Here is a 12,204-nt window from a genome sequence, read left to right on the forward strand (position 1 = left end):
CGAAAGGAGATAGAGCATGCCTGGTTCCTACCCGGCCGCGCCGCCCAGCCTTTCGGGCGACCTGCTCTCCATCAGTCGTCTGCTGCAGTCGCCGACGCAGATCAATCGGCGGCTGCGCACGTTCGCCGACCTGCGATTCGTGTCCGACCAGATCCTCAAGCAGCGCTTCCGCTCGACCGGCGGCGCGGTGATGTACCAGGTGAGCGAGCCGATCCTGAACTCGCGTCCGGTCGAGGCAGTCGGCCCCGGCTCGGAATACCCGCTGGACACCCCGCAGACGGGCGCGGCCGCTGTCGCCGCCGTCCAGAAGTGGGGTCAGAAGATCTTCATGTCGGATGAGGAGATCCTGCGGAACGTCTTCGCCGGCGCGGCCGTGGACCGCAACCTGCGCAAGACAGTCAACTCGATCATCAAGCAGGTGGACTCGATCACCCTGTCGGCGGTCGCATCGGCGGTCACCGCGACGTCGGCGGCGGTCGGCGTGTGGGCGTCGGCAACGACGATCCTGCGGGACATCGAGAAGGCCAAGGCCGCGATCTACGACCTGAACGCGGGCTACAACCCCGACACGCTCCTCATGAGCAGCAACAAGTACGCGCTCATGGCGTCAGACCCGACGATCGCGACGCTGCGCCGCCGCGAGGACACCAACAACCCGGTCTACTCCGGTCAGATCGACATCCTCGACGATCTGACCGTCGTCGTCGCTCCCCTGTCGTCCATGCCCGGCGGCAGCGACGACGTGTGGGTGTTCGACACCGAGCAGCTCGGCGGCATGGCCGACGAGACCGACTCGGCGCCCGGCTACACAGTCACCGACATGGCGATCCAGGTGCAGAGCCAGCGCATCGCCGAGCGGGACGGCTGGGAGATGTGGGGGCGCCGCAAGACGGTGCCCGTCATTCAGGAGCCCTCCGCAGGCATCAAGATCACCGGCACGTGAGGACAATGCCATGACGAAGTACAAGGTGACCGCCCCGTGCGTGACCCACATCCCCGTGCCCGGCCCCGGCGGTATCTCGCTGACCACGCTGTACGTCGACGCCGTGCTGCCCGAGGGCGTCGACGAGGACCGGATCAAGCACCTGCTCGACTCCAAGCTGATCGTCGAGGTCGGCGCGGACGCGCAGCCCGAGGGCGTCGGCAGCGAGGAGACCAGCGAGAGCCGTACGGTCAACTCCCGCTCCAGCAAGGCCGAGCTCGTCGACCACGGCGTCGCCCAGGGCGGCGGCCGCGCCGAGCTGGAGAAGCTGAACCGCGACGAGCTGCTGGCCCGGTACGTCCGCCAGCAGTAGAGACGTGGTCCCGGCCGGGTGAGCCCCGTTGGCCCGGCCGGGCCACCCCCACAACCACATACCGAGGAGGGGATCGTGGCCGAACCATGGGCACCCACGCTGGAGCAGGTGGCCGACCACATCCCCACCCGCACCCGAGACGCCACCACCCCCGGCAGCGACGCGCTACTCGGCACCTGGAACGAGCACACCACCCCGACCGCCGAGCAAGCCAGCCGGTACATCGCCTCCGCAGTGGCCGAGGTTATGGGCGCCGTCGCCGGAACCGTGCCCGCCACCCCGACCTACCTCGCCGGCCTGGCCCGCAAGGCGGCCAGCCTCCGCGCGGCCGCCGACATCGAGCTGGCGTATCCGGATCGGGACGCTGACGTCCGCGTGTTCGAGCAGCTCGACCAGCGCGCCAAGGACGCCCTCGCCCGGCTCGTCGAGGCGGTCAGCGACGCCGGCGGCACCGGCACCGAAGGCAGCCTGCTGCCCGTCTACGCATTCCCGGATCCGGGCTGGCCCGGCGACTACCCCCTCTGAGGAGGTCCTCGTGGCTGCTGGCGGACGTGGGATCGACATCCACTTCAACGAAGCTGAGCTGGACCGGCTCCTGCGCGGCCCTGACGGGCCCGTCGCCCGCAAGATGGCCCGCTACGGGGAGATCGTCACCCAGGGCGCGAAACGCAGGGCGCCGGTGTCGCCGCGCGGGTCCGGCGGCCGACCATCCGGCTACCTCCGGTCGAAGATCGGCTGGCAGCTCGGCCGCGACACCATCGGCCTCTACGTCGACATCGCCTCCCCAGCCCGCACCCCGCAGGGCGAGCCGTACGGGCTGTTCATGGAAGTCGGCACAAGAGCCCACATCATCCGCGCGAAGAAGCCCGGCGGCTGGCTGCGCTGGGTCTCCGGCGGAAAAGTGCACTTCGCCCGCCAGGTCAACCACCCCGGCACCAGCCCGCAGCCGCACCTACGCCCAGCGCTCGAAGACCTCCGAGGCGCCTGATGGCCTACATCATCGCCGTCACCGCCGTCCGCAACTGGCTCAACTCCCGAAACGACCTCGTCGGCCCCGGCCGGCCGATCGCCCGCGGCGCCTTCCGGCAGCACCCCCGCTCGCCCGCCGACGGCGCCTACGTGCTGCTGTCCCGCATCGGCCGCGCGGGTGACCTGGTGGCCGAGGAGCTCGTCGACAGCCCCCGCATCTCCGCGTCGATCTACGCGGGCACCGACGAGGCCGCGGAGATCGCGGCCGTCGCCTACTGCAACGCCCTCGACGGCCTCCGCGGCGCCCCAGCCGCCATGGGTGACACCAGCTGCCTGGTGGCCGAGGACATCGTCGGGCCGCTGCTGGTCGACAACCACGACAGCGAGAGGGAGCAGTACCAGTACCTGGTCGACGCCACCTTCGTCCTCATCTCGACCCCGATACCTGCCTGACCTGGAGGAATTCATGGCGGCATTGACCACACAGGTCCTCACGCCAACCGGTATCGCCCCGACCTACGCCGCCGTCGGCGGGTCGGGCGACTCCTTCACCCCCGGCGATCACGTGTTTCTGCACGTCAAGAACGCGGGCGGCTCACCGAGCACGGTCACGGTGACCACGCCGGGCACCGTGGACGGCCTTGCTATCGCCGACCTCACCGTCACCGTGCCGGCCACCACCGGCGACCGGATGATCGGACCGCTGCCCGCGCGGACGTTCGCCAAGACGGACGGTCAAGCGGACGTGGCCTGCTCGCCGACGACGTCGGTGACGATCGCGGTTGTGAAGGTCGGCTGATGACCACCCGCGCTCCGAAGCCGGAGCCCACCGAGCAGTCCGTCCACGACGTCACCCCAGCCGCCGACGAGGCTCCGCCGTACTACATCGCCGACGCCGCGCTGTTCATCGACTTCGCCCGCGCCTTCAACGTCGGCGACCGGGTGCCCGTCGAGCACGTCACCCGGTACGGCTGGCACGACCAGGTGCACGCCCCCGAGCAGACCCCCACGAACGAGCCTGAGAGCCGCACCGGCCAGGCCACCACCACAGAGAAGGACGGTGCCTGATGGCGCGTGGTAACCCCGGAGCGATCGCCCTCGGCCCCGGCATCCTCTACATCGCGGTCCTGGCCACCCCGGAGCCGGCCGACCTCGTCACGGCCTGGTCCAGCGTGTCCGCGAACTGGCTGCAGCTCGGCTACACCGACGAAGGCTCGACGTTCAACTACAGCGTGAACAGCGAAACGGTGGAGGTGGCCGAGGAGCTCGACCCCGTCCGCTACGCCCTCACCAGCCGCGAGCTCAGCGTGGAGTTCGCGCTGGCGGAGATCACCGCTAGCAACCTGAAGCGGGCCCTCAACGGCGGCACCATCACCACCCCGGGCGCTGGCCTGGTGAAGTTCGAGCCGCCGCTGCTCGGCGAAGAGGTGCGCACCATGCTCGGCTGGGAGTCCGAAGACCACACCGAGCGGTGGGTGTACCGGCAGTGCTTGCAGGTCGGCAACATCGGCATACAGCGGCGCAAGGGCTCGGCCAAGGCCACGCTCGGCTGTGAGTTCCGCGTCGAGAAGCCGTCGTCCGGGACCCCGTTCTCGGCGCTGATGTCGTCCCCGACGAGGCTCTGATGGCACGCCGCACCTACACCTCCGCCCCGGCCAAGCCCCAGCCTGGTGTCGTTCTGCCGTACTTCACCCTGGACGGCGTCACCTTCACCTGCACCGACCAGCTCGCCCTGTTGGACCTGTCGGAGTTCGCCCGCCTCGCCTCCCAAGGCCTGGACTCCGACAGCCCCGACGGCATCGCGGCCATCGGCGAGTTCCTCACCGCGATCCTGGGCGACGTCACCTACCAGCGGTTCCGCCGCCACTGCCGCCAGCACAAGACGGACGGCGAGACGATCGTCGCGATCATCGGCGACCTCATCCAGGACTTCTCCGCGCGCCCTACGAGCAGGCCCTCGGACTCCTCCGATGGGCCGCCGAGCACCGAGGGTACTGCCAGGGTCGTTTCGCTCTCGCGGGGCACCGTGGAGGAGGTCCCAGCCGAGACGGTGACGGCAGAGCCGGAGTTGGTCCGCTACGGCTGACCGACCTGCCGCTTGTTGACTACCTCGACATCGTCGAGGCGCTCTACATCGAACGGCGAGACACCGTGCTGCGCAACACGCTGCTGCTCGGTCTCGCTGGGGCGGCGGACAGCGACATCGATCCTGACGTGCTCGCCGAGTTCGCCGCCCAGGACGAGCCCAGCGTGGTCCAAGACCCGCAGGCGCGGCAGGCGCTGATCGCCCAACTCGCCGCCGGATAACTCAAAGAGATTGGACGGGGGTGGCTTGTGGCTGCCCTGGCCGAGGCGTTTGTGCGGGTCCGCGCGGACACGACCGGTGTCCGCGAGGACGTCCGCCGCGACTTCGAGAAGACCGGCGGCGAGTCCGGCGACGCCTTCGGCCGCCGCTTCACCCGCGACGCGAACGGGCGTCTGCGGGACGAGCGTGGCAAGTTCGTGTCCGAGGGCGAGAAGCTCGGCGAAGGCATCGGCGACGGCGCCGCCAAGGGCTTCGCCAAGAAGATCGGGGGCGGAGGCGGGGGCGGAGGCGGGGGCGGATTCGGCGACATCATCCGCCGCGCCTTCGCCGCGATCACCCCGAACATCCCCAACCTCGTCAGCGGGTTCAGCCAGATCGGCGACTCCGTCGGCGACCTCAGCCAGCGGATAGGCCGCCTCGGCGTGACCGGCACGTCCGCACTGGCCGGCCTGACCACGACCCTGGGGAAGCTCGGCATCACCGGAGGCGCCGCGCTGGCCAGCCTCACCGCAGGCCTGACCAAGCTGGGCGTCGGCGCCGCAGCCCTGTCGACGCTCGCCGCGGCTGCGGCGTCGGCCACAGCGAGCATGGTGGCGCTGGCCGGCGCGATCGCCCCGGCGTCGGGGCTGTTCGCCGCGCTGCCGGGCGCGATTGCGGGTGGCGTGGCGGTGATGGGCACCCTCAAGATCGCCTTGCTCGGGGTGGCGGACGCGTTCACGGCTGCCATCTCTGGTGACTACGAGGATTTCCTTGATGCTGTCGCCGACCTGTCGCCGGCGGCCTCGGCGGCGGCGTTCGAGTTGAACGAGCTGTACAACCCGATTCGGGATCTGCGGGTTGCGGTCCAGGACGCTTTCTTCACCCCTCTCCTTGGCCAGATCACACAGCTCAGCGTGCTGCTTGGGCCGCTGCAGGACGGCATGGCCGGTGTGGCCGCCGAGTTCGGCCGGGGTGCGCTGCAGCTTGCCGAGTTCGCCCGGTCGGCGGAGTCAGTGGCTGCTATCGGCGCGATCTTCGCTGATCTTCGCCGGTCGATCGCCGACGTTACGCCAGCGCTGACGCCGCTGCTGGCCGGATTCCGTGACCTGGCGGTCGTCGGGTCGGGGTTCTTCGCGGGCCTGGCGCCGGGCATTGCCCGGACGGTGGCCGAGTTCGGCGAGTTCCTGTCACAGGCGTCGGCGTCTGGGCGGGCGCTGGAGTGGATGACCACCGGTCTGGCCGTGCTCAAGCAGCTCGGCCAGGTCGTCCTGCAAGTCGGCGGAATCTTCGAAGCGGTGTTCCGCGCGGCGGGCAAGGCCGGCGGAGACGCTCTGGGCGGCCTCATCGGGCTGCTGCGCAACATCAACGCCGCCCTGTCGTCCCAGGAGGGACAGGCCAGCCTCGTCAAGATCTTCGAGTCGTTGCAGCAGGTCGGCGCGGCCCTCAGCCCTGTGATCAGGGCGCTGCTCGACGCGCTGGGGGCGATCGCCCCGGTCGTGGCGGACATCGCGGTCGCGTTTGGCCCAGTCCTCACTTCGGCGGTCCAGGCGCTCGCGCCAGCGCTCGCCGCGCTCGGCCCCGGCATAACGGCTGTGGTCCGCGGGCTCGGCGATGGGGTCGCCGCCCTGGCGCCCTCCCTGGTGCCTCTCGCCCGGGCGCTGTCAGATGTCCTGGGCGCGGTTTCGCCGCTGATCCCTGTAGTCGCGGAGATCGCGGCGATCCTGGCGGGTGGCCTTGCTGCTGCGCTGAAGGCGATCATCCCGTCAGTCGTAGCGTTCGCGAAGGCACTCAAGCCCGCCCTCGAAGCAGTCGGCCCCGCCGCGGCGGCGGTGTTCGGCGCCCTGGCTGAGTCGATCACGAAAGTGACGCCTGCACTGGCGCCACTCGGCCGGGCGATCGGCCAGGTGGCCGGAGCCTTCGCGCCGCTGCTCGCACAGCTGGGCCCGGCGATCACTGCGCTGATGCCCGGCATCTCGGCGATGGCCACCGGGTTGGCGTCGGCGTTCGCCGCGCTGGTGCCAGCGCTGGTGCCGATCGGTCAGGCGATCAGCCAGGCGTTCACCGCTATCGGTCCGGTGTTCGCCGCCATCGGTCAGGCGATCGCGTTGCTCGCCCCGCAGATCGCCACGGTGGTGACGGCGTTCGCACCCCTTGTGTCTGTCCTCATTGGCGTCCTGGCGCCTGCTCTGGCGGCTTTGGCGCCTGGTCTGGTCGCGGTCGGCGAGGCCCTCGCGACTGCGTTCGCCAACCCGGCCGTGTCCGAGGCGCTGCTGTCGCTCGGTGAGGGAATCGCGAATCTGCTGATCGCGGTGGCGCCGCTGATCCCGCCGCTGATCGAGCTGGCGGCGATTCTGGTTGAACGGCTCGGCTCTGGTCTGACGACGCTGGCGGCTCTGCTCACCCCGGTGATCTCCGCCTTGGTGGATGCGCTAGCACCGATTCTGCCGGAGATTGCCCGCCTGTTTTCCGAGGTCAGCTCCGCCCTCTTACCGGTCGCCTCCCAGTTCGGCAACGAGCTCGCGGGCGCGCTGCGGGAGCTGATGCCTCATATCCAGCCGATCATGGATGCGCTGCGCGAGGTCGGCGGGCAGATTCTGACCGCGCTGCGGGATGTGTTGCCGCAGGTCACCCCACACCTGGGAACGCTCGCGAGGGCGTTCAGTGAGGTCTTCGTCGAGGTGGCCAAGGTCCTACCGGATTTGATCAAGTTCGGGGGCGAGGTTCTCGTCGCGCTGATTCGGCAGCTGCCGGTTCTGGTGCCGATGATCACGGATCTGGCGCTGCAGTTCCTGGAGGTGTTCAAGCAGCTCACCCCCCTGATTCCGCCGCTGTTGAAGCTGCTCCTGGAGATCGTCAAGCCTCTCATACCTGAGCTGCCGAAGCTGTTGCCGCCCTTGATCGAGCTGGCCAGGGTTTTCACTGACCTGCTGATCAAGGCGACGCCGCTGATCAGCAAACTCCTGGAGTCGGAGGAGGTGGCGCGGATCGTGAAGATCGGGTCGCAGAACATGATCCTCGCGTTCGGGCTGGTGCGAGACGCGATCAACTTCGCGGTCGGGGCGATCCAAACTTTCATCGGCTTGTTCTTCGGCCTCCCCGGTCAGGTGGATGCCGGCTTGGGCCGCATGGGTCAGGCGATCAAGGGCTGGGCCAACAGTGTGATCGGATGGTTTGAAGCGATCATCAACATCCTCGCCTCCGGCGTCCCCGGCATGGGCCAGGTGCACTTCCCCCGCCTGGCGAACGGTGCGATCGTCGACCGGGCCACGATGGCGATGATCGGCGAAGCTGGCCGGGAGGTCGTCATCCCGCTGACCCGGCCGCGCCGCGCGGTGGAGCTGGCCGAACAGTCCGGCCTCACCGACCTGCTCGCGCATCACTTCAAGGTGCCGGACCTGTCCGCCAGGCCGCTCGCCCTGGCCGGCGCCAATGCTGCCCCAGCAGCCGCTGTGGCGGGTCCGGGATGGGATGACCGGCCGCTCATCGGCACCTACGTCGCCGCCCCCGGCCAGTCGCCGCAGCGGCTGATGTCGGACCTGCGCGTCGAGGCGATCGGAGCGAAGTGGTAATGGCCGCCGGCGACCTCATCACCCGCGACCATCAGATCGAGTTCCGGGGCCTGCTGCTCGGGTCGACCACACCGTACGGCTGGCAAACCCTGGAAGGTTGGGACCAAACCGTCACCGTGGGCAACAAGCCCAGAAATAGCGGTGACGGCTCCTACCCAGGCAACGGGCGCCGGCCGGAGCGGGCCATCGTCTGGGCCTTCCAGATGCACCCCGCCGCCGCTGAGTTCGCGGCGGCGGTGGCTGCGGTGGAGCAGATGGCTGCGACCGTGCGCGATGCGACGGAGCATCCGCTGGTCATCGCTGACCGGACGGCGACGCGCATGGTGTATGCCAAGTGCACCCGCTTGGTGATGCCCCGCGACAAGCTGTTCGCCGCCGGCATCGTCAAGTGCGGCCTGCAGTGGGTTGCCTCCAACCCGGCCAAGCTGGAGCTCACTGAGCGGTCGGTGACGATCGCCGCACCGACCGCCGGGTCCGGGGGGCTCACCTACCCACTGTCGTATCCGATCACGTACGGCACCGCGGGCGGCCCATCCAACGCGACGTGCACGAACTTCGGGACCGAGCCCGCAGATCCGATGCTGACTTTCGTGGGCCCGTTGACGACGCCCCGCGTGGTCAACAGCACGCTGACCCGGGCGCTGGAGTTCAACATCACCCTCGGCGCGGGGCAGACGCTGACGGTTGATGTGGGCCGCGGCACGGTGCTGCTGGACGGGGTAACGGACCGGTTGACGGCCCGTACCAACAGCTCGGTGCCGGTGCGGGCGTTTCAACTCGACCCGGGCGACAACAACCTCACGCTGCTGGCCGCGTCGTTCGGGGCGGGCGCGCAGCTCGCCGTGACGTGGCGCTCCACTTACTGACCACCCCCGACTTGTTGAGGAGGCGTCTGTGACGATTCGTACGTTGGCGCTCGCATCCGCCGCCACCAGCATCCAGGACCACCGCCTTGCGTTGGGTGCGTTCATGGGCCCTGGCAGCACCGTGTTGGAGCGCCGGGGCGGCATCTACTACTACCCAGGCGCAGCTGACCTGGTGAGCGCGTCCGCCCTGCAGGCGAACGTCACGCCCTTCGTAGCCGTTGTGGACGGCACCAGCAACAGCCTGCAAGGACAAGTCGTTGTGGTGGCCGATGCCAACGAGACGCTCACTTTCGCGGCGGGCGAGGCCGCTGTGGCACGTACCGATCGGGTGGTGCTGCAGGTCAGGGACAACACCTTCGACGCCTCCGGCAGCACAGACGCCAGGGTCGTGATCGTGAAGGGCAACACCTCGACGGGCGCGGCTACTGCAGTCCCGGCCAGCAGCCTGCTGCTGTGGGAGGTCGTCGTCCCGATCGGCGCGTCATCGATCACGTTCTCGTCGGCCCGGACGGACCGGCGGCAATGGATCGCGACGCCGATGCGGATCCCCGTCAACTCCTCCACCGAGCGCGACGCACTGCCCGCCATCCCGGGCCTGGAGGTGACCCGACTCGACACGGGCGACATCCAGCAGTATTGGTCGAGCGCGTGGCGAACCCTGCTGCCGGTCGCCGCCCCGACGTCTCAGGTGTCATTCGTGCGTAAAACGTCGGACACGGCACGGTCGAACGCGGCGTCGCAGACGGCTGACCCTCATCTGACGTTGGCGGTGGCGGCGAACTCCACGTATCTGTTTGACGGGTTTCTCATTTACTCCGGGCCCACCGCAGCCGACTTCGCTTTCGGTTTTACTCTGCCCAGTGGCGCTACGTCACAGTTCGCTGCCCATACTCTTGCGGACACTGCTGGGGCGACGTACGGCGATATAGACATGCGTGTCTATGCTCCCCCATCGGTTTTCTTCATGGGGGCGGCGGCGAGCAATGCGGCTTCCATGCCTAGGGGGATAATTCGTACTGGTGGTACGGCTGGAAATGTGACTCTTATCTGGAGTCAGGTTATAGGTAATGCGTCTGCCACTACTCTTTATGCCGATAGCTATATTCGGCTGGAAAAGGTCGCCTGACGTGGCGTTGCATCGCTGCGTCGTCGCCGACTTCTTGAGCAACACGACGCTCACTGAGATGGATCTTGCGGTGGACACCTGCCAGCGCAGGATCATCGTGCCGGGCCAGTTCTCTGCGACCGCGCCGCTGACGAACCGGGACGAGGCCGCGAAGGCGCGGAAGATCGTCGTCAACCGCACGAAAATCCACATGTGGAAAGACAACATCCCCTGGGGCACGTACTTCATCAGATACGCCCAACCCGAAGAAGACGAAGAAGGCAACCTCACACTCCGCATCACGGGCCAGTCGCTGGAGGTCTACCCCTACCTCCGTAAAATCCGCACGACCCTCAACTATGCGGGTATGGACCAGCTCGACATCGCCCGCGCGCTCCTCAACAACATGGCCAGCCGACCCGAAAGCGATATTGGGCTGAACCTCATGGCCGGCCTGTCTGGCGTCACCCGCGACCGCACCTACAAGGCGGGTGAGAACGCCTCCTACGGCACCCGGCTGGAGCAGCTTGCCAACGTCATCAATGGCTTCGAGTACATGGTCAGGACCGTGCTCGACCCCGACACCGACCAGCTGCGCTACGACTGGGTATGGGGCTATCCCACGCTCGGCTCTCCCGAGGTCGTCCGCGACATCACCCAGCCCGGCCACATCAAATCGTGGGCCATGCCGCAGGACGGCACCGAAGCCGGCAACGCCTGGCAGACGATGGGCGACACCCTCAACGACGACCTCGGCACGCCGTCCGAGCCGGTCATGAGCCTCGTCTACGAGGACGCCGCACGTCTCGCAGCAGGTGAACCGCTGCTGGACCGGACGGAGACGTACTCCTCGGTGAAGCTGCAGTCCACGTTGAACGCGTACGCGCAGCAGCTGCGTGACACCCGGTCCGGGCCGGTCACCGTCCCGCAGATCCGGGTGCGGTTCGATGACAGCTTCTCGATCGACCCGAACTATCTCGGCGATCGGGCAAGGTTCACGCTGCTCAACGACTACTACCCGCTCGACGACACCGGGGCTCCGACGTTCAGCCGGGACTGGCGGATCGTCGGCATGGATCTGAAGACGCCGAAGGGCGAGGACCAGGAAGCAAGCGCTGAGCTGCTGTTCGAGGGGGCCACCTGATGGCGACACCCAACTACCCGAAGAGCAACGGTGACGTTCAGCGGGAGCTTCGGCAGGGCATCATCGAGGCGCAGGCGGCCGCGCAGAATCGGGTGGAGTTCGTCCAGGCGTCGAAGGGGTTGATTCTGCCGAATCTGGCCGGGCATCCGGCTGCTCCGGCGTCTGGTGTGATCTTGTACGCGCTCGCCGGGCATCTGTGGTGCAAGGAGGCCGATGGCTCCCCGCATCAGCTCACGTCGTGATCAGGGGGTGTCGGCGGTGACCCGGCACACCCCGTACGGGCCGTCCTCGGTCTCCTCCCGGGCCACCTTGCCGTCGATGATGATTCGGCACGTCACGGTCCCCTTGTCGCTGGCGTTTTGCACCCAGAAGTAGAAGTGCCGGAGCTCGTCGACCTTCAGCTCTTTCCGGTAGGGAAGCGGCACGCCGTTGTCCTGCGTGATGCGGTAGTTCGCACTGCCGGTGATGTTCAGCGCGCTGGTCGCGCCGTCGGATCCGATGGCTTCGAACACCACGGTGTGCTTTCCGCTGCCCTGTACGGCGGAGCTGCTGGAGTCTGAGGTCGGGGTGCTCAGCGCCGTGGTGCCGACTCCGGCGATGGCGCCGGCCATGACGAGGACCCAGTAGAGGATCCACAGGCTGGTGAGGATCCAGCCGAGGACGACGCCGGCGAGCGCCATGCCGTGTCCGTCAGTGCGGTCGCGTTTGATCTGGCCGAGGGAGACGTGGCCGAACACGATGGCCAGCAGGCTGGTGAATCCGCAGGTGATGAACCCTGTCAGCCCGAGCACCAAGCTGGCCACGGCGAGGCCGTTGGTCTTGGTCGGCGACGGTTGCTGGGGGGCGTAGCCGTACGGCTGGCCGTAGCCCTGCTGCTGGTAGGGGTCTTGCTGGCCGTAGTTGGGCGGGTAGCTCACGGATTCTCCACGTTCCTGGGGGTGCGTGTGAGACGCCTGAGACGCCGCCCTGGGT

At 68.2% G+C, this 12,204-nt stretch carries 16 protein-coding genes; 15 read left to right on the plus strand and 1 reads right to left on the minus strand.

The genetic code is table 11. The annotated features are described in order from the left end of the window. Positions 1–16 precede the first annotated feature (16 nt). The 15 genes from BM085_RS37240 (at position 17) to BM085_RS37305 (ending at position 11,474) form a co-directional block, all read left to right on the plus strand. On the plus strand, positions 17–943 hold the full coding sequence (locus tag BM085_RS37240) for a phage major capsid protein (RefSeq protein ID WP_093891483.1): 927 nt from the start codon (positions 17–19) through the stop codon (positions 941–943). Between the two features lie 10 nt (positions 944–953). Beyond that, positions 954–1,295, plus strand: a complete 342-nt coding sequence (locus tag BM085_RS37245; protein WP_093891484.1) for a hypothetical protein — start codon at positions 954–956, stop codon at positions 1,293–1,295. Between the two features lie 75 nt (positions 1,296–1,370). Further along, positions 1,371–1,820: a hypothetical protein gene (locus BM085_RS37250; RefSeq protein WP_093891485.1), complete on the plus strand. Its 450-nt coding sequence runs from the start codon at positions 1,371–1,373 to the stop codon at positions 1,818–1,820. 10 nt (positions 1,821–1,830) lie between these two features. Next, positions 1,831–2,283 (plus strand): hypothetical protein, encoded by a 453-nt coding sequence (locus BM085_RS37255; RefSeq protein ID WP_093891486.1) that lies wholly within the window; start codon positions 1,831–1,833, stop codon positions 2,281–2,283. Beyond that, positions 2,283–2,717, plus strand: coding sequence for a hypothetical protein (locus tag BM085_RS37260; protein ID WP_093891487.1), 435 nt, complete (start codon positions 2,283–2,285; stop codon positions 2,715–2,717). The genes BM085_RS37255 and BM085_RS37260 overlap by 1 nt, the downstream gene beginning before the upstream one ends. Before the next feature lie 13 nt (positions 2,718–2,730). After that, entirely contained in the window at positions 2,731–3,063 is a 333-nt protein-coding gene (locus tag BM085_RS37265; protein ID WP_143121242.1) for a hypothetical protein, read from the plus strand. After that, positions 3,063–3,332 carry a hypothetical protein gene (locus BM085_RS37270; protein WP_093891489.1) on the plus strand — a complete coding sequence of 90 codons (270 nt, stop codon included), beginning with the start codon at positions 3,063–3,065 and terminating at the stop codon, positions 3,330–3,332. Before BM085_RS37265 ends, BM085_RS37270 begins: the two co-directional genes overlap by 1 nt. After that, on the plus strand, positions 3,332–3,889 hold the full coding sequence (locus BM085_RS37275; RefSeq protein ID WP_093891490.1) for a phage tail tube protein: 558 nt from the start codon (positions 3,332–3,334) through the stop codon (positions 3,887–3,889). Before BM085_RS37270 ends, BM085_RS37275 begins: the two co-directional genes overlap by 1 nt. Further along, on the plus strand, positions 3,889–4,350 hold the full coding sequence (locus BM085_RS37280; protein ID WP_093891491.1) for a hypothetical protein: 462 nt from the start codon (positions 3,889–3,891) through the stop codon (positions 4,348–4,350). The genes BM085_RS37275 and BM085_RS37280 overlap by 1 nt, the downstream gene beginning before the upstream one ends. Positions 4,351–4,415: 65 nt before the next feature. After that, positions 4,416–4,571, plus strand: a complete 156-nt coding sequence (locus tag BM085_RS44940) for a hypothetical protein (RefSeq protein ID WP_177245465.1) — start codon at positions 4,416–4,418, stop codon at positions 4,569–4,571. A 27-nt stretch (positions 4,572–4,598) separates the two neighbouring features. Beyond that, on the plus strand, positions 4,599–8,117 hold the full coding sequence (locus BM085_RS37285; RefSeq protein ID WP_093891492.1) for a phage tail family protein: 3,519 nt from the start codon (positions 4,599–4,601) through the stop codon (positions 8,115–8,117). Beyond that, complete coding sequence (locus BM085_RS37290) at positions 8,117–8,983, plus strand: phage distal tail protein (protein WP_093891493.1); 867 nt, start codon at positions 8,117–8,119, stop codon at positions 8,981–8,983. Before BM085_RS37285 ends, BM085_RS37290 begins: the two co-directional genes overlap by 1 nt. A 28-nt stretch (positions 8,984–9,011) precedes the next feature. Next, positions 9,012–10,109 carry a hypothetical protein gene (locus tag BM085_RS37295; protein ID WP_093891494.1) on the plus strand — a complete coding sequence of 366 codons (1,098 nt, stop codon included), beginning with the start codon at positions 9,012–9,014 and terminating at the stop codon, positions 10,107–10,109. A 1-nt stretch (position 10,110) separates the two neighbouring features. Further along, positions 10,111–11,232 carry a hypothetical protein gene (locus BM085_RS37300; protein WP_093891495.1) on the plus strand — a complete coding sequence of 374 codons (1,122 nt, stop codon included), beginning with the start codon at positions 10,111–10,113 and terminating at the stop codon, positions 11,230–11,232. Beyond that, positions 11,232–11,474 (plus strand): hypothetical protein, encoded by a 243-nt coding sequence (locus tag BM085_RS37305; protein ID WP_093891496.1) that lies wholly within the window; start codon positions 11,232–11,234, stop codon positions 11,472–11,474. Before BM085_RS37300 ends, BM085_RS37305 begins: the two co-directional genes overlap by 1 nt. Here BM085_RS37305 and BM085_RS37310 read toward each other — a convergent pair whose 3' ends face one another. After that, positions 11,475–12,149, minus strand: coding sequence for a DUF4190 domain-containing protein (locus BM085_RS37310; RefSeq protein ID WP_093891497.1), 675 nt, complete (start codon positions 12,147–12,149; stop codon positions 11,475–11,477). Between the last annotated feature and the right edge of the window lie 55 nt (positions 12,150–12,204).

Source organism: Streptosporangium canum, assembly GCF_900113865.1.
GTDB lineage: Bacteria > Actinomycetota > Actinomycetes > Streptosporangiales > Streptosporangiaceae > Streptosporangium > Streptosporangium canum.